Annotated in this window: 18 protein-coding genes and 1 tRNA gene; 3 read left to right on the forward strand and 16 right to left on the reverse strand. The window is 71.9% G+C overall.

Annotated features, from left to right (window positions below; all coding sequences use genetic code 11):
- Positions 1 to 7 precede the first annotated feature (7 nt).
- Together BIU89_RS02900 and BIU89_RS02905 are read right to left on the reverse strand one after the other, a co-directional pair.
- On the reverse strand, positions 8 to 1,165 hold the full coding sequence (locus BIU89_RS02900; protein WP_083404127.1) for a tRNA (adenine-N1)-methyltransferase: 1,158 nt from the start codon (positions 1,163 to 1,165) through the stop codon (positions 8 to 10).
- Positions 1,162 to 1,911: an HAD family hydrolase gene (locus BIU89_RS02905; protein WP_254791467.1), complete on the reverse strand. Its 750-nt coding sequence runs from the start codon at positions 1,909 to 1,911 to the stop codon at positions 1,162 to 1,164. The genes BIU89_RS02900 and BIU89_RS02905 overlap by 4 nt, the downstream gene beginning before the upstream one ends.
- 147 nt (positions 1,912 to 2,058) lie before the next feature.
- Here BIU89_RS02905 and BIU89_RS02910 point away from each other — a divergent pair, with 147 nt between their 5' ends.
- Complete coding sequence (locus BIU89_RS02910) at positions 2,059 to 2,982, forward strand: proteasome assembly chaperone family protein (protein WP_027465645.1); 924 nt, start codon at positions 2,059 to 2,061, stop codon at positions 2,980 to 2,982.
- Positions 2,983 to 3,674: 692 nt separating this feature from the next.
- Here the strand turns inward: BIU89_RS02910 and mshC are convergent.
- The 3 genes from mshC to BIU89_RS02925 all read right to left on the reverse strand — a co-directional run bounded on the left by mshC (position 3,675) and on the right by BIU89_RS02925 (position 7,137).
- Positions 3,675 to 4,919, reverse strand: a complete 1,245-nt coding sequence (gene mshC, locus BIU89_RS02915) for a cysteine--1-D-myo-inosityl 2-amino-2-deoxy-alpha-D-glucopyranoside ligase (RefSeq protein ID WP_071244711.1) — start codon at positions 4,917 to 4,919, stop codon at positions 3,675 to 3,677.
- On the reverse strand, positions 4,916 to 5,746 hold the full coding sequence (locus BIU89_RS02920) for an undecaprenyl-diphosphate phosphatase (RefSeq protein WP_027465647.1): 831 nt from the start codon (positions 5,744 to 5,746) through the stop codon (positions 4,916 to 4,918). Before BIU89_RS02920 ends, mshC begins: the two co-directional genes overlap by 4 nt.
- A gap of 62 nt (positions 5,747 to 5,808) precedes the next feature.
- Positions 5,809 to 7,137 carry a M20/M25/M40 family metallo-hydrolase gene (locus BIU89_RS02925; RefSeq protein WP_071244712.1) on the reverse strand — a complete coding sequence of 443 codons (1,329 nt, stop codon included), beginning with the start codon at positions 7,135 to 7,137 and terminating at the stop codon, positions 5,809 to 5,811.
- Between the two features lie 161 nt (positions 7,138 to 7,298).
- Here BIU89_RS02925 and BIU89_RS02930 point away from each other — a divergent pair.
- Positions 7,299 to 7,384, forward strand: a tRNA-Leu gene (locus BIU89_RS02930).
- Between the two features lie 353 nt (positions 7,385 to 7,737).
- Here the strand turns inward: BIU89_RS02930 and BIU89_RS02935 are convergent.
- From BIU89_RS02935 to BIU89_RS02965, 7 genes are all read right to left on the reverse strand, one after another.
- Positions 7,738 to 8,322, reverse strand: a complete 585-nt coding sequence (locus BIU89_RS02935) for a hypothetical protein (RefSeq protein ID WP_071244713.1) — start codon at positions 8,320 to 8,322, stop codon at positions 7,738 to 7,740.
- Positions 8,323 to 8,333: 11 nt separating this feature from the next.
- The gene (locus BIU89_RS02940; RefSeq protein ID WP_071244714.1) at positions 8,334 to 9,473 is read right to left on the reverse strand and encodes a zinc-dependent alcohol dehydrogenase; all 1,140 of its coding nucleotides are present in this window, start codon (positions 9,471 to 9,473) and stop codon (positions 8,334 to 8,336) included.
- A gap of 155 nt (positions 9,474 to 9,628) precedes the next feature.
- On the reverse strand, positions 9,629 to 10,957 hold the full coding sequence (locus BIU89_RS02945; RefSeq protein WP_027465651.1) for an NAD(P)/FAD-dependent oxidoreductase: 1,329 nt from the start codon (positions 10,955 to 10,957) through the stop codon (positions 9,629 to 9,631).
- A gap of 32 nt (positions 10,958 to 10,989) precedes the next feature.
- A complete protein-coding gene (locus tag BIU89_RS02950; protein WP_017887301.1) occupies positions 10,990 to 11,199 on the reverse strand; it encodes a hypothetical protein in 210 nt (69 codons plus the stop codon).
- Positions 11,200 to 11,206: 7 nt separating this feature from the next.
- Positions 11,207 to 12,997, reverse strand: coding sequence for a DEAD/DEAH box helicase (locus BIU89_RS02955; protein ID WP_027465652.1), 1,791 nt, complete (start codon positions 12,995 to 12,997; stop codon positions 11,207 to 11,209).
- 221 nt (positions 12,998 to 13,218) lie between these two features.
- Positions 13,219 to 14,463, reverse strand: a complete 1,245-nt coding sequence (gene dinB, locus BIU89_RS02960; protein ID WP_071244907.1) for a DNA polymerase IV — start codon at positions 14,461 to 14,463, stop codon at positions 13,219 to 13,221.
- Between the two features lie 177 nt (positions 14,464 to 14,640).
- A complete protein-coding gene (locus tag BIU89_RS02965; RefSeq protein ID WP_071244715.1) occupies positions 14,641 to 15,804 on the reverse strand; it encodes an acyl-CoA dehydrogenase family protein in 1,164 nt (387 codons plus the stop codon).
- A gap of 23 nt (positions 15,805 to 15,827) precedes the next feature.
- Between BIU89_RS02965 and BIU89_RS02970 the strand changes: the two genes are divergently transcribed.
- The gene (locus BIU89_RS02970) at positions 15,828 to 16,622 is read left to right on the forward strand and encodes an SGNH/GDSL hydrolase family protein (protein WP_071244716.1); all 795 of its coding nucleotides are present in this window, start codon (positions 15,828 to 15,830) and stop codon (positions 16,620 to 16,622) included.
- Between the two features lie 22 nt (positions 16,623 to 16,644).
- On the opposite strand, the gene BIU89_RS02975 is transcribed toward BIU89_RS02970, so the two are convergent.
- The 4 genes from BIU89_RS02975 to BIU89_RS02990 are packed head-to-tail and all read right to left on the reverse strand — an operon-like array spanning position 16,645 to position 21,212.
- Entirely contained in the window at positions 16,645 to 17,976 is a 1,332-nt protein-coding gene (locus BIU89_RS02975) for a serine hydrolase domain-containing protein (protein ID WP_071244908.1), read from the reverse strand.
- Between the two features lie 42 nt (positions 17,977 to 18,018).
- Positions 18,019 to 19,251 (reverse strand): D-alanyl-D-alanine carboxypeptidase family protein, encoded by a 1,233-nt coding sequence (locus BIU89_RS02980; RefSeq protein ID WP_081827297.1) that lies wholly within the window; start codon positions 19,249 to 19,251, stop codon positions 18,019 to 18,021.
- Between the two features lie 25 nt (positions 19,252 to 19,276).
- Complete coding sequence (locus BIU89_RS02985) at positions 19,277 to 19,906, reverse strand: DUF1097 domain-containing protein (protein WP_071244717.1); 630 nt, start codon at positions 19,904 to 19,906, stop codon at positions 19,277 to 19,279.
- Positions 19,899 to 21,212, reverse strand: coding sequence for an amidohydrolase family protein (locus BIU89_RS02990; RefSeq protein WP_071244718.1), 1,314 nt, complete (start codon positions 21,210 to 21,212; stop codon positions 19,899 to 19,901). Before BIU89_RS02990 ends, BIU89_RS02985 begins: the two co-directional genes overlap by 8 nt.
- Positions 21,213 to 21,309: the final 97 nt, after the last annotated feature.

The following is a 21,309-nucleotide window of genomic DNA, read 5'->3' on the forward strand; positions in this document are numbered from 1 at the left end:
CGTCAGCCTACCGTTCGTCCTCGACGGCCCCGGACGGAGCCGCAGCGGTGTCGGACAGCGCCGCAGCACCCTCCGCCGCCGACGACGCCTCGGCCGCCGCGACCTTGCGCGCCTGCGCCGCCGACTGCCGAGCCACCTTGCGGAGCTTCTTGTCGCTCGTCGCCCGCTCGCCCACGGCGCCGGGGGTCCAGGCCTCGATGTCCTCGTCCGAGAACTCCGCCTTGCCCGCGCGGCGCTTCAGGTTCGGCAGCACCGTCCCGTCGGCCAGGCGTCGTGCCGTGATGAGGAACCCGGTGTGCCCGACCATGCGGTGGTCCGGGCGGACGGCGAGGCCCTCGACGTGCCAGGTGCGCACCAGGGTCTCACTCGGCATCGGGTCGGTGAAGCGTCCGGTGTCGCGCAGGGCCTCGGCCGTGCGGGACAGCTGCGTGACGGTCGCGACGTAGCAGACGATGAGTCCGCCGGGCACGAGGGCGTCGGCTGCGGCGTCCACGCACTCCCACGGCGCGAGCATGTCGAGCACGACGCGGTCGACGCTCTGCGGCTCGGTCGCGTCGGGCAGCGACTCGACGAGGTCACCGACGGTGACGGACCAGTTGTCCGGGACGGCGCCGAGGAAGGTGCCGACGTTGCCCTTCGCGATCGCCGCGAACTCCTCGCGGCGCTCGAACGACTGCAGCTGCCCGGTCGGGCCGATCGCGCGGAGCAGGAACAGCGACAGCGCCCCCGAGCCGACGCCGGCCTCGACCACACGGGCCCCGGGGAAGACGTCCGCGAAGGCCACGATCTGTGCCGCGTCCTTCGGGTAGACGATCGCGGCGCCACGCGGCATCGACATCACGTAGTCGTTGAGCAGCGGGCGGAGTGCGAGGTACTCGTCACCGGTGCTCGCCCGGATGACCGAGCCGTCGGGCTGCCCGATGACGTCGTCGTGCCGGAGCACCCCGCGGTGCGTGTGGTACTCACCCGCGGTCTCGAGCGACAGCGTCGTGAGCTTGCCCTTCGGACCGGTCAGCTGGACGCGGTCGCCGGCCCGGAACGGGCCGCGCGGCGGCGTGTGCGGTGCGCCGCCCGCGGTGTGCGGGAGCGCTGCGGTCGGGTCCGCGGTCGGACTGGAGGCGCTGCTCGCGTCCGCCTCGTCGCGTGCGTCGTCGGTGTGGTTCATCGGGTGACCCCTTCGGTGTCCGCAGCGTGCGCCGGGTCCGGCACCGCGCCTCCAGTCCGTGCGGCCAGTGCCGGCGTCGTCAACTCGACCAGACGGTCGACGTCGACCCCCGCCAGGGTGGTCAGGTGCACGTCGCCGCCGGCGATCTCGGACAGCGGGACGATGTGCTCGACGGCGACCGTGACAGCGCCGGAGGCGACGGCCGACGCGACGCCGGTGGCGGAGTCCTCGATCGCGACGCACGCGGTGGGCTCGACGCCGAGCTGCGCGGCAGCGGACAGGTACGCGTCCGGGAACGGCTTCGGGCGGTCGACGTCGTCGCCGGCCACGACGACGCGGAAGCCGCGCTCGCCCAGGGCCTCGGCGGCGACGAGTGCCATCTTGCGACGGGACATCGTGACCAGGGCGGTCGGGATGCCGCGGGCGTGGAGCTCCTCGACAAGCTCACGGGCACCCGGCCGCCACGGCAGTTCACCGGCGCGCAGGTGCTCCATCACGTAGTCGGTCATCCACTGGATGATCTCCTCGACCTCCATGTCGACGCCCTTGGCACGCAGGAGCTCACCGGAGCGCTCGAGACCGCTGCCCACCAGGGACAGGCCGTCCGCTTCCGTCCACTCGGCGCCGTAGCGGTTCGTCAGGTCGACCTGGGACCGCTGCCAGATCGGCTCGGTGTCGATGATCGTGCCGTCCATGTCCCACAGCACGGCTGCGGGCGGGACGAGGGCAGGAGGATGCGCGGTCACGGGCGACGAGTCTACCGGGGCCGTTCCGCTGGGCGCGGACGCGCGCGTGCGCCGACACCCCCTGGGCCTACAGTGGATGCCTGAATCGTGTCCGGCCGGGGGCATCGCTCCCGCCCCGCTCCGCTCCACCACCAGGAGGTCCGCTCCGTGCCACAGCACTCCCCCTTCAGCGACGGTCGCTTGCTCGTCGTCGCCTTCGAGGGCTGGAACGACGCCGGCGAGGCCGCGAGCGGTCTGGCGCGTCGCATCGTCGAGTCGCTCGGGCTCGACGAGCTGCGCGAACTCGACGGCGAGCGGTACGTCGACTACCAGTTCAACCGGCCCACCGTCGGCACCGACGACAACGGCGACCGCGGCGTGCAGTGGCCCCGGATCGTGCTGCACGGCCCCGGTGCCGAGGGGCGTCCGGTCATCGGCGCCACCGGCTCCCCCACCGACCGTGACGTCTTCGTGCTCGTCGGTCCGGAACCGTCGCGCACCTGGCGGGGCTTCTGCTCGGAGATCATCGACCTGGCGGACGTCTACTCGATCGACGCTGTCGTCTTCGTCGGCGCCATGCTCGCCGACGTCCCGCACACCCGACCGATCTCGGTCTTCGTGTCGAGCGAGAACGCCGGGGTCCGCGCCGCCTTCGACGTCGACAAGTCCTCGTACGAGGGCCCGACCGGCATCCTCGGGGTCCTCGCCGACGCGATGGACAAGGCCGGGCTGACCACGCTGTCCCTGTGGGCCTCGGTGCCGCACTACGTGCACAACTCGCCCTCGCCGAAGGCCACGCTGTCGCTGCTCGACAAGATCGAGGAGCTCACGGACGTCACGGTGCCGCGCGGGTCGCTGCTCGACGACGCCACCGAGTGGGAAGAGGGCATCGACGCCCTCGCCGCCGACGACGAGGACATGGCGTCCTACATCGGGCAGCTCGAGCAGGCGCGCGACACGGTCGATTCCCCCGAGGCCTCGGGCGACGCCATCGCGCAGGAGTTCGAGCAGTACCTCCGTCGCCGTGAGCGCAAGGACGGCAAGGACGGCGGCACCGCCGGTGGCGAGGGGCCGTGGCGGCCCCAGCAGTAGCCGTCACCCACTGACGGACGGGAGGCGCGGTGCCAGCTGGCACCGCGCCTCCCGTCGGTGGGCGGCGTGCGGTCACGACACCCTGCTCACGTCCGGCGAGTGGTCACGAACTGTCGGCTGCGGCCCGCCCGAGCGACAGTTCCTGACCCCTCGGCAGGGCGCACCCGACGTGTCGCGACCACTCCGCGGACGGGAGGCGCGGGTCGGACCCGCCACGGGCCTCCCGTCCGGCGAACGCGAACGGTCACGACACCCCGCTCACCTCCGGCGAGTGGTCACGAACTGTCGGTTGCGACCCGCCCGGACGACAGTTCCTGACCACTCGGCAGCGCGCACGCGACGCGTCGCGACCACTCGCCGGACGGGAGGCGCGGGTCGGACCCGCCACGGGCCTCCCGTCCGGCGAACGCGAACGGTCAGGACACCCCGCTCACCTCCGGCGAGTGGTCACGAACTGTCGGCTGCGGCCCGCCCGAGCGACAGTTCCTGACCCCTCGGCGGCGCGCACGCGACGTGTCGCGACCACTCGCCGCGCGGTCACGACACCCCGCTCACCTCCGGCGAGTGGTCGCGAACTGTCGGCTGCGGCCCGCCCGAGCGACAGTTCCTGACCCCTCGGCCGCACGCACGCGACGTGTCGCGACCACTCAGCGGACGGTCACAGCACCGGCGCGACGGCCCGTGCGCCGAGGTCAGGCCAGGCGGATGCCGAGCAGGGCGTCGATCAGGTCGAGGAGCTCCGCCGTGCACGCCGTACCGCCCGCGATCGCGGTGTCGACCGCGGCGACGGCACCGGGGGTGTCGAGGTCGTCGGAGACCCGTGCGCGGATTCGTGCCGCCACGTCCGCTGCGTCGTCGGCGTGCCCGGCGGAGGCTCCCGAGGCCCAGGCATCCCAGCCGGCGAGCCGTGTCTGGGCACTCGTCAGCTCGGTGTCGAACCACTCCCAGTCGTCGGAGTACTTGTGCGACAGCAGTGCGAGCCGGATGGCACGGGGATCGGCGCCGTCGTCGAGCAGCCCGCGCACGGTGACGAGGTTGCCGAGCGACTTCGAGATCTTCGTGCCCTGGTAGGCGATCATCCCGGTGTGCACGAAGGCGTTCGCGAGGGGCTGGTGCGCGAGGGCGGCAGCGTGCCCAGCGCTCATCTCGTGGTGCGGGAAGACGAGGTCACTCCCGCCGCCCTGCACGCTGATCGGCAGCCCCAGGCGGTCACCGGCGATGACGCTGCACTCGATGTGCCAGCCGGGGCGACCGGGGCCGATCTCGGTGTCCCAGGCTGGTTCGCCGTCGCGCGCGGCGCGCCACAGCAGCGGGTCGAGCGGATCCCGCTTGCCCGGACGTTCCGGGTCGCCGCCGCGTTCGGCGGCGAGGGCGAGCATCGTCTCGCGGTCCAGGCCGCTCTCGTCACCGAGGGTCCACGCGTCGGTGGGGCGGTTCACGTCGAAGTACAGGTCGTCGCCCTCGGCGCCGTCGGTCGGGACCTCGTAGGCGTAGCCCGACTCCTGCAGGAACGAGACCGCCTCGGCGACGCGCTCGACCTCGTCGGTGACGGCCACGAAGTCGTCCGGCGGCAGGATCCGCAGCGACTCCATGTCGCGGCGGAACAGGTCGACCTGCTCAGACGCCAGGGCACGCCAGTCGACGCCGTCGCGGGCGGCACGCTCGAGCAGCGGGTCGTCCACGTCGGTGACGTTCTGCGCGTACTCGACGTCGAGCCCCGCGTCACGCCAGGCGCGGCCGAGCGTGTCGAACGCCAGGTAGGTCGCCGCGTGGCCGAGGTGCGTGGCGTCGTACGGCGTGATGCCGCAGACGTACAGCGCAGCGCGGTCCTCGTCGCGGGCGGGGTCCACCGGCTTGCCCGTTGCGGTGTCGTGGACGACCGGTCGGGGCGCGGCGCCGGGGACGTCGGGGACGGATGGGGCCTGCCAGGCCCTCACGGCTGGATCACTCCGAGCGACAACAACACGATGAGCACGATACCGAGTGCGATCCGGTAGACGACGAAGGGCATGAAGCTGCGCTTGCTGATGTAGTTCATGAACGCCGCGATCACGACGAACCCGACCACGAACGCGACGACGGTGGCGATGAGCGTGTCGGCGAGTCCGAACGGCGAACCGTGGTCGCCGAGGCTCGTCGCGGCCTCGTAGAAGCCGGACAGGAACACCGCCGGGATCGCCAGCAGGAACGCGAAGCGCGCGGCCGCTGGCCGGGTGTACCCGAGGGCGAGACCCATCGACACGGTCGCACCGGAACGGGACACACCGGGCACCAGGGCAAGCATCTGCGCCAGACCGATGAGCAGGCCACCGCGGAACGTCATCTGCTCGATGCGCCGCTCCTTGCGGCCGACACGGTCGAGCACCCCGAGCACGACACCGAACACGATGAGGACGATCGCGACGATCCAGAGGGACCGGAACGTGGTCTCGATCGAGTCCTTGAGCAGGAGCCCGGCGACCCCGATCGGGATCGTGCCGAGGATCACCAGCCAGCCGAGGCGGACGTCGGGGTCACCCTTCGGCACGTCACGCTTGACCACCGATCGGAACCACCGCCCGATGATCCGGGTGATGTCCTTCCAGAAGTAGATGAGCACCGCGGTCTCGGTGCCGAGCTGCGTCACGGCGGTGAAGGCCGCACCGGGGTCCTTCGCGTCGGGCAGGAAGAGCCCCACGATGCGCAGGTGCGCGCTGGAGGACACCGGCAGGAACTCGGTGAGCCCCTGGACGAAGCCGAGGAAGATCGCCTCGAGGATGTGCATCGCACGGGCCTTTCAGGGGGAGGTCGGTCAGGGCACCGCCACGACGGCGACCGTGAACAATATCAGTACGTGGCGAGCAGGTCGGCCAGCACCCGCCGACCGAACGCCAGCGAGTCGAGCGGCACCCGCTCGTCCACGCCGTGGAACATCGCGGGGAAGTCGACACCGGCCGGCAGCTGCAGCGGCACGAACCCGTACCCCGCGATGCCGAGCGTCGAGAGCGCCTTGTTGTCGGTGCCGCCGGACAGCAGGTACGGCAGGACCGGGGCGCCCGGGTCGTGCCGGCCGAGGACGTCGCGGACGGCGTCGACCAGTGGGCCGCCGAAGTCCTGCTCGAGGCCGATGTCGCGGAACGACATGACCACCTCGACGTCGGGTCCGGCGAGCTCCCGCACCCGTTCGAGCACGGTCTCCTCGTCACCCGGCAGGCAGCGGATGTCGACCAGGGCCTCGGCGGTGTCCGGGATCACGTTGTGCTTGTAGCCGGCGGTCAGCACCGTCGGGTTCGACGTGGTGTGCAGCGCGGCGTGGATGAACCGCGATGCCGAGCCGGTGGCCAGGGCGACCTCGTCCGGGCCGGTGACCGTCGGGTCGACCCCGAGGAACCGCGCCACCTCGGCGACCATCGCGTCCGTCGTGGCCGAGAGCCGGACGGGCCACTCCTCGCTGCCGATCCGGGCGACCGCCGCCGCGAGCTTCGTGACGGCGTTGTCACGGATCACGTGCGAGCCGTGGGCGGCGGTGCCGCGCGCGATCAGCTTCACCCACATGAGCGCCTTCTCGCCGGTCTGCAGCAGGTAGGCGCGACGGTCACCGAGCGTGATCGAGTACCCGCCGACCTCGCTGATCGCCGCCGACGCCCCCGCGAAGACCTCGGGGTGCTGGTCGACCACGTGGTGGGACCCCAGGACTCCCCCGGCCTCTTCGTCGGCGAAGTACGCGATCACCAGGTCACGCTCCGGCGCACCGTGCTGCTCGATGACGTCGGCCAGCGACGTGAGCATCATCGCGTCCATGTTCTTCATGTCGACGGCGCCCCGACCCCACAGCGATCCGTCCTTGACCACGCCACCGAACGGGTCGACCGACCAGTTCTCAGGGTCGGCCGGCACGACGTCGAGGTGCCCGTGCACCACGAGCGCCGGCTTGTCACGATTCCGGCCGGGCACCCGCGCCACGACGCTCACCCGGTCCGGCTCGGACTCGAACAACTGCGGCTCGAGACCCAGCGCGCGGAGCTTGTCCTCGACGTAGTGGGCCGCCTCGGTCTCCCCACGGGACTTCCCCTCGCCCCAGTTCGTCGTGTCGATGCGGATGAGGTCGCGGGCGATCGCCGCGGTGGCCTCGAGCTCGGGCACGGACTGCGGCTCGGAGGGCTCCCGGTTCGTCATGGCTCCACGGTATCGGTCGGCACCGACCCCGTCGCCGAAGCCCGACCCACAGGACTCGCCCGGGATGCGCGACCGTGTTCATCGCGCGTTCAGACCCGTGCTAGTGTCTTCTCTCGGCAGGAACGCCGGGTTCAACCCGGGAAACAGACACCAGACACCCTGTCCGGGTGGCGGAATTGGTAGACGCGCTAGCTTGAGGTGCTAGTGCCCGTATTAGGGCGTAGGGGTTCAAGTCCCCTCTCGGACACAGGAAATGCGTGCCCCCTGACCTTTCGGTCGGGGGGCATTTTCTGTTGTGTCTTCCCGGCGAGTGCCGCCATCGCTGCGCTCAGGGCGATCCACGCCGGCGCCACTTCGCTGCGCTCAGGGCGATCCACGTGCCACTTCGCTGCGCTCGGGGCGATCAGGACCGGGGCAGGTGGGCGGGCGGTGGACGCGGGACGTGCGGACTGGAGGCGCGGGGCGGGGCCGCAGCGCGCCTCCAGGCCGGAACGTGCGCACGTCACTGGCCGGTGCGACGTTGCGCACTCCGTGTGACGGAACAAGGTCGCACCGAGTGGGCAACGTCGCACCAAGGTGCAAGCCCGGCGGCACGCGCGGTCAGCGCGAGCGGCGCACCCGCCGCACCACCAGCACCACGGCACCGAGCGCCGCGAGCCAGCCCCAGTTCGCGACCACCGGGTCGAGCACCTGGTGCCGCCAGTCCGACCGGCTCGACCCCAGGCGCGACGCAACGGGGTGGGTCCCACGCTCCGCCGCGACGCCGGTCTCGCTGATCAGCCGGTCCGGCCGACCCCGGAGCGCATCGGTCACCCGGTGCGTCGCGACGTCCAGGCGGTCCCCGACGACGAGCAGCATCCAGTGCGCCAGGCGCCCCTCGCTGAACCGCCGGTAGGCGTACCGCCGGACGATCCCGGCGACGCCGTGCAGGGGCTGCGCGGTGCCGAACACCGGCGTCACGTGGGCGTGCTCGATCGAGCGCTCCCGGCCGTGCGCACCGTCCTGCTGCGACGGGAGGTCCCAGTGGGCGCCGGTGACCGAACCGGCCTCGCGCGAGAGCTTCGGCACGGACGGCCGGTCTGCCGGGTCGAGGTCGCTCCCCCACCCCGGGATGCGGGCACGGAGCTCCTCGGCGGACGGCACCCGTCGGGGCGGATCGGCGATGTACGGGGTGTGGTCGGACATGTCGGGCCTCCTCACGGCACGACGACGGTCTTGATGCAACCGTCGAGCTTGGACGAGAACAGGTGGTAGCCCTCGGCGATGTGCTCGAGGGGGATGCGGTGCGTGATGATGTCGCTGGGCTTGAAGTGCCCGGCCTGGACGTGCTCGAGCAACCGCGGCCACTGGCGCTTCACGTGCGCCTGGTTCGTGTGGATCGTGACGCCCTTGTTCATCGCGTCCCCGAACTTCACCGCGCTCGGGATCGGCCCGTACGCACCGACCGCCGAGACCGTGCCGCCCTTGCGGACGCCGTCGATCGCCCAGTTGAGCGCCGTCGGGGACCCACCCTGCAGCTTGAGCTTCGAGGCGGTGACCTGCTGGGTGAAGTTGCCGTCCGCCTCGGCTCCGACCGCGTCGATCACGCTGTCGGCACCGAGGAAGTCGGTCTGCTTCTTCATCTCGAGCACGACGTCGTCGACCTCAGCGAAGTTGATCGTCTCGGCGTGCGCGAAGCTCCGGGCCTTCTCGAGCCGGTACTCGAGCTGGTCGACGACGATCACCCGGCCGGCTCCCATGAACCACGCCGACCTGGCGGCGTAGAGCCCGACCGGCCCGGCACCGAGCACCACGACGGTGTCGCCCTCGCGGATCGACGCCAGCTGCGCCCCGAAGTACCCGGTGCTCAGCGCGTCCGTCATCATCAGGGCGTCGTCGTCGTCGAGCCAGTCCGGGATCACCTGCGGTCCGACGTCGGCGAACGGCACCCGCACGCGCTCCGCCTGCCCGCCGTCGTACCCGCCGGTGGTGTGCGAGTACCCGTAGATCCCGCCGACCGCGGTCGCGTTCGGGTTCACGTTGTGGCAGTTCGCGAAGAGTCCGCGGGCGCAGAACCAGCACGTTCCGCAGAAGATGTTGAACGGGACCATCACGCGGTCCCCGACCGACAGGGTCTCGACGGACGAGCCGATCTGCTCGACGACCCCGATGAACTCGTGGCCGAACGTGTGCCCGACGCGGGTGTCGGGCATCATGCCGTGGTACAGGTGCAGGTCCGAGCCGCAGATCGCCGCCCGCTCGACGCGGACCACGGCGTCGTTCGGGTGTTCGATCCGTGGGTCCGGCTTCTCCTCGACGCGGACCCGGTAGGGGCCGCGGTACGTCATGGCGCGCATGGACGCTCCTCTCACTCGTCCGTCCACGCTGCCGCGCGCCACGTTGGAACGGACACAGGACCGCAGATGGCGGACAGGCGGTGGACGTCCGCACAGACGGACGGGAGGCGCGGTGCCAGCTGGCACCGCGCCTCCCGTCCGATCTGTGGGTGCGTCTAGCTCTTGGACGCCTCGACGAAGTTGCGTCGCGGATCGGTCTCCTTGATGAGCGAGGTCGCGTCGCGACCCGACACCGCACCGGTGATCCAGCCGATGATGATGCGGGCCTTCCGGTTCAGGGTCGGCATCGCGTACACGTGGTACGCGCGGTGCGCGAGCCACGCGAGCAGGTTGGTCATCTTGATGCCCTTGATGTTCGCGGCACCCTTGCCGACACCGTACGACGCGACGGTGCCGATGGAGGGGTGGCGGTACTCCTCGAGCGGCTTGCCGGTGATGGTCGCGACGATGTTGTCGGCGGCGACCACGGCCTGACGCACGGCGTTCTGCGCGTTCGGCGGGTAGAACGCCGGCTGCTTGTCGGCGGTCAGGTCGGGCACCTGCGCGACGTCACCGAGACCCCAGACGCCCTCGACGACCTGGTGGGTGTCCTCGGCTTCGACCTGGAGCTTCGCGTTCGCGGCGAGGTGGCCCTTCGGCCCGCGCGGCAGGTCGGAGGCGTCCAGGAGCGGGTTCGGCTTGACGCCCGCGGTCCAGACGAGCAGACCGGTGGCGAACTCGTCGCCGTCGGAGAACTTGACGACGCCGCCCTCGGCGCTCGGCATGGTGGTCTTCAGGCGGACGTCGATGCCACGGGCACGGAGCGACTCGAGGGTCCACTTGGACAGCTCGGGGCCGACCTCGGGCGCGACGCGGTCGAGGGCGTCGATGAGCACCCAGCGGGGCTGCTCGCCGGCGAGCGACGGGTAGGTCTTGATGGCGGCCTGCGACACGTCGAACAGCTCACCGATCGCCTCGACGCCGGTGTAGCCACCGCCGACGAAGACGCTGGTCAGCAGACGGCGACGCTCGTCCTCGTCGCGGGTGGCGGCGGCCTTCGCGATGTTGTCGAGGAGCTTGGCGCGCACGTAGGCGGCCTCTTCGACGCTCTTGAAGCCGACGCCGTACTCCTCGAGCCCGGGGGTCGGGAAGGTGCGGGTGACGGAACCGAGGGCGACGACGAGGTGGTCGTAGCCGAGGGTGCGGTCGTCGCCGCCGGCGGTCGCGATCGAGACGGTCTTGTCGGCCGAGGAGATCGCGGTGACCTTGCCCTGGATCACCCGGGTCTTGCGCAGTGCACGGCGCAGCTCGACGGTGACGTCCTTCGGCGCGATGTGGCCACCGGCGACCTCAGGCAGGAACGGCAGGTACGTGTAGTAGGTGTTCTGGTCCACGAGCGTGATGCGCATGGGCACCGTGGCCGCGTGCTTCTGGAGCTGCTTGACCGTGGTGTAGCCAGCGGAGCCGCCGCCGAGGACGAGGACGTGAGGGATCGAGTCTGCCATTCCTCCGGTCTACCGGACTTTGGCTTGGCGCGTCATGAGTTCCGCGGCCTGTCGCGGAGCCGCCACCACGCGGTCTCGGCCAGTTCGGGCCCCGTGAACACCCCGTGCGGGGTGCGGCGGGACTCGGTGAGCGAGAAGCGGCGCAGTCGGTAGCCGCCGCCGAAGCGGTCGATGATCGCCTCGGGTGACGCCTCGGGGTCACGCTTGACGTACCAGGTGCGGTCGTCGACCGGCTCGATCACGCCGCGGTCACCGTCGTCCGCCGATGCGGGAGCGCAGGATGTCGATGCGCTTCTGGATCTGCTCGATGCTCGCCTGCGCCACGGCCGGACCACCGCTGATCCGCCGGAGTTCGGCGTGGATCGCACCGTGCGGTTCGTTCGAGTGCCGGGACCAGATCGACACGAGCCGGGCGAGCTCGGTGCGCTGCTCCTTGATCGTCATGTACATCGGGCGGTCGGGCTCGGGCGCCTTCGGCATGCCGTCCTTGGCCGTGCGGCCCTTGGAGCGCTTGGCCTGGGTGGCCTGCCGGGCGCGCAGGAGGTCGCGCACCTGATCGGGTTCGAGCAGCCCGGGGATGCCGATGAAGTCGAGCTCCTCGAGGGAACCGACCTCGCCGCCGGTGCCGAACTCACCGCCGTCGTAGAGGACGCGGTCGAACGACGCCTGCGAGTCGAGCGCCTCGAACGGCTGGACCTCGAGCAGGCTCTCGGACGCGCGGTCTTCCTTGTTGGCCTCGGCGACCATTGCGTCTTCGGGGTTGTACATGCCGTCGTCGGCGTCCTTCGGGCGGTCGAGGGCGTGGTCGCGCTCGAGCTCGAGGGTGGCGGCGAGGGCCATCAGGCCGGGGACGCTCGGCAGGAAGACACTCGCGGTCTCCCCGCGGCGACGGGCACGCACGAAGCGGCCGATCACCTGGGCGAAGAACAGCGGCGTGCTCGCGCTCGTGGCGTACACGCCGACGCAGAGCCGTGGGACGTCGACGCCTTCGGAGACCATGCGGACGGCCACCATCCAGCGCGAGGTGTCCTCGGCGAACGCGCTGATGCGGCTCGACCCGGCGGCCTCGTCGGACAGCACCACGGTGGGACGCTCCCCCGTGATCTGCTGCAGGATCCGGGCGTAGGCGCGCGCCGTGGTGGTGTCGGTGGCGATGACCAGACCGCCGGCGTCGGGCACACCACGACGGACCTCGGTCAGGCGCTTGTCGGCGGCGGAGAGCACGGCCGGCATCCACTCGCCCTCGGGTGACAGCGCGGTGCGCCAGGCCTGGGCCGTGATGTCCTTCGTGACCTGCTCACCCAGGGAGGCCGACATCTCGTCGCCCATCCGGGTCTTCCAGCGCATCTGTCCGGCGTAGGCCATGAACAGCACGGGGCGGACGACGCCGTCCTTCAGGGCTCGGCCGTAGCCGTAGTTGTAGTCGGAGATCGAGGTGCGGATGCCCTGCTCGTCGGGGGCGTACTGCACGAACGGGATCGGTGCGGTGTCGGACCGGAACGGGGTCCCCGACAGCGAGAGTCGGCGGGTCGCGCCGGAGAACGCCTCTCTGATGCCGTCGCCCCACGTCAGGGCGTCGCCACCGTGGTGGACCTCGTCGAGGACGACCAGGGTGCGGCCGCCCTCGGTGATGCGCTTGTGCACCTCGGGGTTCATGCCGACCTGGGCGTACGTGATCGCGACGCCCTGGTAGTGCCGGCCGAACATGCCGTCGCCGTTCTTGAACATCGGGTCGATCCGGATGCCCACACGGTCGGCGGAGTCGGCCCACTGGCGCTTCAGGTGCTCGGTCGGGGCCACGACGACGATGCGGTCGACGGTGCCGCGTGCGAGGAGCTCGGTCGCCAGCCGCAGCGCGAAGGTGGTCTTGCCGGCGCCGGGGGTCGCGGCCGTGAGGAAGTCGCGGGGTTCCTTCTCGAAGTACTTCGTGAGCGCTTCGATCTGCCAGGCACGGAGCTTCGACGCCGTGCCCCAGGCGGCCCGGTCCGGGAACGCCGGCGACAGGTGCTGGACGGCCGAGTTGCCGGCCGCTTCGGCCAGGGCTGCGGCGTCGGCTTCGTCACGGGCGGCGTCACCCTGCGCCTGCGCCGTCTGGTGTGCCGGGCTCTGGTACGCCTGGGTTTGATGTGCCGGGCTGCCGTCGTGCGTCGACGACGATCCGCCTGCGCCGGACTGGTCGTCACCCGACTCCGCCCACAGCGTGGCGGGCTGCTGGTCTTCGTACTCCGCTGCGCTCACTGAACCCGATTCTACCGCCACCGTCAGTCCTGCCGAGCGTGCGGGACGCCGCCGTCAGGGGTCCGGCGGACCAGGGATGCCGGTCGCAGCACGCCGGCGCCGAAGCGTGCGGCGACCGCGTCGACCGTGGTCTCGGTGTCACGCCACGGCGCGTCGTCGTCCCACAGGGCGTTGCTGGCGGCCGCGGGCACGAGGTTCTCGCCGCGCACCCCGATCAGCCGGATCTGGTTGCCCGGTCGGTGCAGCACGTCGTACAGCTCGACGGCTTCGCGGTGCAGGCGCTTCGCGACGTCGGTGGGCTCCGCCAGGGTGCGCGACCGGGTCAGGGTGGTGAAGTCGGTGTAGCGGACCTTGAGTGCCACGGTCCGGGCCTGCACGTCGGCCTGGCGCAGGCGGACGGCGACCTTGTCGGCCAGGCGCAGGAGTTCGCGGGCGACGTCGTCGCGCTCGGTCAGGTCGCGGCCGAACGTGACCTCGTGCCCGATCGACTTCTCGCCGACGCCGGTGTCGACCACGCGGGGGTCCCGACCCCAGGACAGGTCGTGCAGCCGCTGCCCGCCGGCCGGGCCGAGTGCCGACACCAGCGACCCGAGCGGGGTGTTCGCCAGGTCGCCGACCGTGCGGATGCCCCGGCGTTCGAGCGTCTCCTGCGTCTTGCCGCCGACGCCCCAGAGCGCGGACACCGGCTGCGGGTGCAGGAACGCCACGGTGTCGGCGGCGGGGACCACGAGCAGGCCGTCGGGCTTCGACCGGCTGGAGGCGAGCTTCGCGACGAACTTGGTCGACGCCGCGCCGACGGAGCAGTGCAGACCGGTCTCGGCGAGGACCGTGCGGCGGATGGCCTGGCCGATCTGCCACGGGGTGCCGTACAGCCGGAGGCCGCCGGCGACGTCGAGGAACGCCTCGTCGATGCCGAGGCGCTCGACCCGCGGGGTGAACCGGTCGAAGATCGCCATCACCGCGGCGGACTGCGCCCGGTACTTCTCGAAGTGCGGTTCGACGATGACGGCGTTCGGGCAGCGGCGCTTGGCGACGGCCATCGGCATCGCCGAGTTGACGCCGTAGCGACGGGCTTCGTAGGTGGCGGCGGTGACGACGGAGCGGTCGGAGTCGTGCCCGACGATGACCGGCAGGCCCACGAGGTCGGGGCGGTCGAGCAGTTCGACGGAGGCGAAGAAGGCGTCCATGTCGACGTGCAGCACGGTCGCCGAGACGTCGTCCACCGGTGCGTCGGAGACGAGGCGGTTCCGTCCGTCCTGCTTGCTCACACCGAGATGATGCCAGGCGCCGCCGACATCGCCGTGCCCGGGGCCGATCGCGATCGGACGGTGCGAGGTTCCGGACGTGGTGCGAGGGGGCGCGGGTGCCACCACGTGCCGAACCTCGCACCTGAGCGCCCCGGAGTGCCCCGGAGCGCAGCGCCTCGCACGGTGCGCGCGCAGCGCTCAGTCGAGCGGGCCGAGCACCGACGCGGCGATCGTCCGCGCCGCGGAGTCCCGCGACGACGGGTGGTACTGCCCCGCCCGGACGTCACGCGCCAGTCGCGCCAGCTCGCTCGACGACCGGAACGCCGAGCCGCCGACGACGCGCATGGCCTCGTCCACGACGTGCTGCGCGGTGTCCACGGCTCGCGCCTTGGTGCCGACGAGCAGCGGGAACCAGCGGGCTCCGAGGTCGTCGAGCTCGTCGACCGACCGCGCCAGCGAGTCGACCTGCAGCGTGATCGCGTCGACCGCACCGCGCAGGTCGGCGATCGCCCGGCGCACGTCGGGGTCCTGCGACCGCCTGGTGCCGTCGGCCGCGGTGCGCACCGCCACGGCGGCCGTCGCGAGCGTGATCGCCCGCTCCGCGACGCCGGCGTACACCGACGCGATGAGGAGCTCGAACGACGCGAAGATCCCGAACACGAGCGGGTCCTGGTTCGGCCCGACCGGCAGCGACCGGACGATGCGGTCGGCGGGGACGTGCACGCCGTGCAGTTTCGTGGTGCGGCTCTGCGTCGCCCGCATCCCGAGCGTGTCCCAGTCGTCCAGGTGCTCGACGTCGCCGTCCGACCGCAGGACGAACCCGTGCACGAGCCGTGGCTCCGGCCCCGAGGTGTCCTTGCCGAAGACGCTCATCACGTCCCACGCCGGTGCGAGGGACGTGGACACCTTCGTGCCGGTGAACCGGTACCCGCCGTCGCCGTCCGGCTCCGCCGTCGTCGACGAGTCGAACAGCACGGCGTCGTTGCCGGGTTCGCTCACCCCGAAGGCGAGCAGGTGGTCGTCGGCAGCGTGGTCGGTGACGGCCTGGAGGAACGACTCGCCTCGTGCACGCACGGCGCGGGCCGCCTGCACCCACACCTGGTGCATGCCGAGGCCGAGTGCCGTCGCCGGCGCGGCCTGGGCGAGGGCGCGCTGCACCCGCGCGGTGCCACGGAGGCCGAGGCCCGCCCCGCCCTGCTCGACGGGCACGCCGATCCGCAGGTAGCCGGCGGCGCGGAGCTCGTCGAGGTCCTCGGTGCAGAACGCGTTCGCGGCGTCGTAGCCGGGGGCGCGCTCGGCGATGCGGTCGAGCAGCTCGTCCGGCACCGACCAGCCGACGGCGTCCGTGTTGGCCTTCGTCATGCCACGAGACTAGGGTCCGGAACGTGTCAGATCGTCATCCTTGGACCAGGTACGTCGCGATCGGTGACTCGTTCACCGAGGGGATCGGGGATCCCGACCCCACCGTCCCGGGCGGCAACCGCGGCTGGGCGGACCGCGTCGCCGAGGTGCTCGCACACCAGACCGACGACTTCGCCTACGCGAACCTCGCGATCCGCGGCCGGCTGCTGCAGCAGATCATCGACGAGCAGGCCGAGGCCGCCGTCGCCCTGCACCCGGACCTCATCACGGTGTCCGCCGGCGGCAACGACATCATCCGCCCCGGCTCGGACCCGGACGAGCTCGCCGAGCGCGTGGACCGCCTCGTCGCCGACCTGCGCCGCGACGGAGCCACCGTCGTGCTGTTCACCGGCCCGGACGTCGGGATGACCCCGGTGCTCGGCATGGTCCGCGGCAAGACGGCGATCTACAACGAGAACCTGCACGCCATCGCCCTGAAGCACGGCGCCCTGGTGGCGAACATGTGGGCACTCCGGGTGCTCCGGGACCCGCGGATGTGGGCTCCGGACCGTCTGCACCACTCCCCGATGGGCCACTCGACGATCGCCGCGGCGGTGCTCGACACCCTCGGTGTGCCGCACGGGCTCGAACCGTTCAACCCGGACCCGCTCGAGGCGCGGCCGTGGCGCGAGGCCCGTGCCGAGGACCTCGGCTGGGCCCGGGAGTACCTGGTGCCGTGGGTGGTCCGGCGCATCAAGCACACCTCGTCCGGCGACGGGGTGTCGGCGAAGCGACCCGAGCTGCAGATCGTCACCGAGCACCCCTCCGACACCCCGTAGACGCGGGCCGGGCCGCGGGCCCTCAGTCCGCGGGGCGCCGCAGCGTGAGCGGTCCGTCGTGCAGCGGCTCGGTCTGCCAGCTCGTCGTCGATCCCGTGCCGGGGTCGATCCGGACGTGCGCCAGGTGCGGGGTCTCGACGAACCGCACGTCGACCAGGACCGTCCCGTCGTCCGCCACGGCACCGCTCGCGGCGAGCGGGCCCTCGGCGGCCCACTCCCCCTGCCCGACCGGCACCGACAGGGAGCCGCCGTCGACGTCGAGCGTGAGCCGCCACCCGTCGCCGTCGCGGGCCAGCGGACCGACGTCGGCGAGGCCCTGCAGCGGACCACCGTCCACGGCGGGCAGTCCCAGGGAGGCGAGCCGGGCCTCCAGGGCGGATGCCGAGGCCGCGTCGGGCGTGCGGTCGACGGCGGGCAGCAGGTGCTCCCAGACCGCGTCGAGGACGGCCTGCATGTCGAGGCTCTGGCCGGTCATCGCGAGCACGACGTCCTGCTCCGGCAGGACGACGCAGAACTGACCGTAGGCGCCGTCGCCGCGGAAGCCGTGACGGGCCATCCAGAACTGGAAGCCGTAGCCCTGGGACCAGTCGGGGTTGGCCTCGTCCGGGTTGGCGACCTGCGTGCTGGTCGCCTGCTCGACCCAGTCGGCGTCGAGGATCCGCTCGCCGTCCCAGACGCCGCCCTGCAGGTACAGCTGGCCGAGCTTGGCGACCGCGTCGGTCGGGGCGTAGCACCCGCTGTACCCGAGTTCCGCACCGCTGTCGTCGCGGCGCCAGGCGAGGTCGTCGATGCCGAGCGGGTCGAGCAGGTGCGGGCGGAGCCACGCGACGAGGGAACCGCCGGTCACCCGCCGGACGATCTCGGCGAGGGTGTAGGTGCACGGCTGGTTGTAGGCGAAGACCGTGCCGGGCTCCGCGTCCGGCGGGAGCAGCAGGAACCCGCGCACGGTGTTCGTCGGGTCGAGGGCCCGGGCGCGGTCGATCGTCTCCTCGCGGTGGCCGCTCGCCATCGCGAGCAGGTGCCGGACGCGGATGCGGCGGCTGCGTTCGTCCGTGACGTCGGCGTCGAGCTCCGGGAAGTACGACAGCACGGTCGCGTCGAGGTCGATCAGGCCCGCCCGGACGGCGATGCCGACCCCCGCGGCGGTGAAGCTCTTGCTCAACGAGTAGAGCAGGTGCACGCGGTCGGCGGCGTAGGGCTGCCACCAGCCCTCGGCCGCCACCTGGCCGTGCCGGAGCAGCATGATGCTGTGCGGCTCCACGTCGGGCGTGGACTCGAGGGCGTCGAGCAGGGCGGTCACGCCGCCGGGATCGATGCCGAGGGCGGCGGGGGTGGTCCGGGGGAACGTCGTCATCGTCGTCACCCGACCGACTCTACGGTCGGCGGACGACGGGCGTCACGCCCCCTGGAACGGGTTCGTCCAGCGCCACCAGACGCCGGGGTCGTCGATCGTGCGCTCGAGCGCGAGCGGCACCGTGACCGGGTCGTGGTCGGAGATGCGGAACCGGACCTGCCCGACCCGTTCGCCCTTCGTGCCGAAGGTCACCTGCTGCAGCTTCGCCTTCGCGGTGACGGTGGTCTTGCCCCACACGAGCACCTCGGCCGCCTTGGTCGTGACCGCGTCGGCCTCGTCCTGCCACGGGGTCGAGAACGTGCCGAAGGTCTGCCCCTGGTGGGTGAGGGTCACGACCTGGAAGTTGTCCGCCACGGACCGCAGCAACCGCTGCACGTCGACGTCGAGGGAGTCGTGGTCGACACCGCCGAGCATCACGCCGACGACGGTGACGTCCCTGCCACCGCGCTCGTACGTCGCCGCGAACAGCAGACAGGCGCCGGCCTCGTCGAGGGTGCCGGTCTTGATCCCCTCGATGCCGTCGAGGCCGAGGAGCTTGTTCGAGTTCTCGATCTGCCCCGCACCGGGCACGGTCACCTGCTTCGTCCCGACGACCTGCTGCACGACCGGGTTCGCGAGCGCGAGCTGACCGAGCGCCACCAGGTCGGTCGCGGTGGACCGGTTGTCCGCGTCGAGGCCGGTCGGCTCCTCGATCGTGGTGTCGTCGAGGCCCTGCCGGTCGAGCCACGCGTCCGCGGCACGGTCGTACGCCTCCAGCGACCCGAATGCCCAGATGGCGAGGGCCCCTGCGTAGTTGTTCGCCGACTTCATCAGCATGACCTGCAGGGTCTGGTACTCGGACAGCTTCAGTCCGGCTGGCATCGGCGCGACCTCGCCGTTCACCGCCGCGTACTTGGCGTACAACCCCTGCATCTCCGGGTTGAAGGCGATCGAGGGCCCCGGCTCGCCCCGCTCGAGGGGCTTCGCGTCGAGGACGACGAGAGCGGTGACGATCTTCGAGATGCTCGCGATCGGCCGGGGCTTCGTGTCGCCGCTGGTGCGGAGGCTCTCCGGGAAGTCGGTCGCCTCGACCGCCGTGGCACCGTAGCCGGGGAACCGCAGGTCCGGCACGCTCGTCGTGGGTGCCGAGTAGGTGGTGGTGCTCGCGCTCGCGGGGGCGAACGGCACGACCGCCGCAGCGACGAGGTAGCCGGCGACGAGGAGCAGGACGGCGACCACCGAGATCGTGACCGGCCTCCGGACGGCGGAGCGGGGGCGGCGGACGACTGGTGACACGGGACCCGAGCGTACCGGTCCGCTCCTAGGCCGAGGCTGCGACGGGCTGGTCGGGCTGGCGTTCCGGAGCCGGGGCCTGGGCCGTGGCCGTGGCCACTGCGCCGCCGGCCGCGACGACGGGGTCGGCCTCGACGACGGTGCCGGCCGGCTCGGGCCGGGCGAAGGTCAGGCGGCGGGACAGGTACGCGAACACCGGACCGAGCGCGTTCATCAGCACGACCGACGCCCAGGCTGCCCAGGCGTTCCCCGGGTCGAAGCCGAAGCCGCCGAAGCACGTCGCGAAGAACGAGGCGAACCCGAGGAACATCCCCGGGACGAGCCCGAACAGCTTCGTGCGACCCGTGTACATCAGGGCGCAGTTCACGACGAGGATGAGCAGCGCCAGCACGGTGTTCTGCGCCGCCTGCCCCTCGCCGAACAGGGTGCCGAACCGCTGGTCGAGCAGGACGATGACCAGGCCGAACGCCGACCCGATCGGCATCGCGGCCCACAGGCGGGTGGCGTTCCGCAGCGTCGGCTTGCCGCCGAGCAGGAACATCCCCGCCCAGCTGATGAAGATCGCCCAGGTCGGCAGGTGCAGGGCGTTGCCGCCGATGAACGCCGTGGCACCGGCCAGGACGGAGGCGACGATCTCGTGCGGGATCCGTTCACGCATGGCTGAGTTCCTTCGATCGGTTCGTGGTGGGGCTGGTGGTGAGACGGACGGTCCGGGTGGTCTCGGCGACGACCCGACCGCGCTTGAGGACGAGGGCGCGGTCCGGCCGGTCGAGCAGGACGCCGTCCGGGTCGGTGGTGGAGAGCACGACGAGGTCGGCGGCGGCGCCGGGCCGGATGCCGTGGGTGTCCGCGACGCCGACGACCTCGGCCGCCCCGGTGGTGGCCATGGCGAGCACCCGTCGCAGGTCGTCGGGGCCGGACAGGTGCCCGGTCTGCGCAAGGAGCAGCCCGACGTCGAGCAGGTCGGCGTTGCCGAACGGGGTGAAGGCGTTCCGGACGTTGTTCGACGCGTAGGCGCTCGTGACCCCGGCGTCCCAGAGTTCGCGGACCGGCACGACCCCGCGCCGCACGTCGTGGTCGTCGGACCGTCCCCCCAGGTGCAGGTCGGTCGCGGGCAGCGGCACGACGGCGACCCCGGCGGCAGCGAGGCGGTCGAACAGTACCCGGCGCTCGCCGCGGGGCAGGCTCGCGACCGAGGTCACGTGGCCGAGCGCCACCCGTCCCTGCAGCCCGCGGACGGTCACGCGGTCGGCGATGTGCCCGGCGAGGGCGTACCGCGGGTCGGAGGTGTCGTCGGCGAAGTCGGCGTGCAGGTCGGCCGGCACCCCGAACTCCTCGGCGAGGTCCAGGACCGTCTCGACGTGTTCGTGGCAGGCGGCCAGGGTGTGCTCGTTGTAGGTGCATCCCCCGATGACGTCCGCCCCCGCGGCGAGCGCCTGACGGAGCAGCGCGAGGGTGCCCGGTGCCTTGGCGATGCCCTCCTGGGGGAACGCGACGATCTGCAGGTCGAGGGCGTCCCGGTACTCGTCGCGCAGGTCGAGCAGCACCTCGACGCCGGTGAGCCCGACGATCGGGTCGACGTCGGGGTGTGCGCGGACGAGCGTCGTGCCGTTCGTGATGGCCTGGTCGAGCAGGGTGCGGGCGCGGTCGCGGACGGTGGCGTGGGTGAAGCCGCGCTTGAGCTCCCCCGTGACGGCGATGGCGCCGGCGAGGGTGCCGTCGGGGTTCGGGCGTTCCCGGTCGAGCAGGGCCTTGTCGACGTGCAGGTGTGCCTCGATGAGCCCGGGGATGACCACGCGCCCGGCGCAGTCGACCACGCGGGTGGGAGCAGCACCGGTGTCGGTGCCGTGCGCCGAGCCCGGACCGGGCAGCGCGTCGGTCACGCTGTCGATCACGCCGTCGGCGATCGCGACGTCGACGGATCGGCCGTCGGTCAGCCGTGCGTTGGTGAGGACCAGGTCCACGTCGAACCCTCTTCCGGTCGGTGCGGGTGGGACGTGCTCCACCATTCGCCCGCCGTGTTTCGGGTTCCGACGCCGCGTGTGACGGCCGTGTAAAAGA

Source organism: Curtobacterium sp. MCBA15_005, assembly GCF_001864855.1.
GTDB lineage: Bacteria > Actinomycetota > Actinomycetes > Actinomycetales > Microbacteriaceae > Curtobacterium > Curtobacterium flaccumfaciens.

Excerpts from the sequence above, each read along its gene's own strand:
- BIU89_RS02900 (WP_083404127.1), bottom strand. The coding sequence starts at position 1,165 with ATGAACCACACCGACGACGCACGCGACGAGGCGGACGCGAGCAGCGCC.
- BIU89_RS02920 (WP_027465647.1), bottom strand. The coding sequence starts at position 5,746 with ATGCACATCCTCGAGGCGATCTTCCTCGGCTTCGTCCAGGGGCTCACC.
- BIU89_RS02925 (WP_071244712.1), bottom strand. The coding sequence starts at position 7,137 with ATGACGAACCGGGAGCCCTCCGAGCCGCAGTCCGTGCCCGAGCTCGAG.
- BIU89_RS02935 (WP_071244713.1), bottom strand. The coding sequence starts at position 8,322 with ATGTCCGACCACACCCCGTACATCGCCGATCCGCCCCGACGGGTGCCG.
- BIU89_RS02940 (WP_071244714.1), bottom strand. The coding sequence starts at position 9,473 with ATGCGCGCCATGACGTACCGCGGCCCCTACCGGGTCCGCGTCGAGGAG.
- BIU89_RS02945 (WP_027465651.1), bottom strand. The coding sequence starts at position 10,957 with ATGGCAGACTCGATCCCTCACGTCCTCGTCCTCGGCGGCGGCTCCGCT.
- BIU89_RS02965 (WP_071244715.1), bottom strand. The coding sequence starts at position 15,804 with ATGACGAAGGCCAACACGGACGCCGTCGGCTGGTCGGTGCCGGACGAG.
- BIU89_RS02975 (WP_071244908.1), bottom strand. The coding sequence starts at position 17,976 with ATGACGACGTTCCCCCGGACCACCCCCGCCGCCCTCGGCATCGATCCC.
- BIU89_RS02985 (WP_071244717.1), bottom strand. The coding sequence starts at position 19,906 with ATGCGTGAACGGATCCCGCACGAGATCGTCGCCTCCGTCCTGGCCGGT.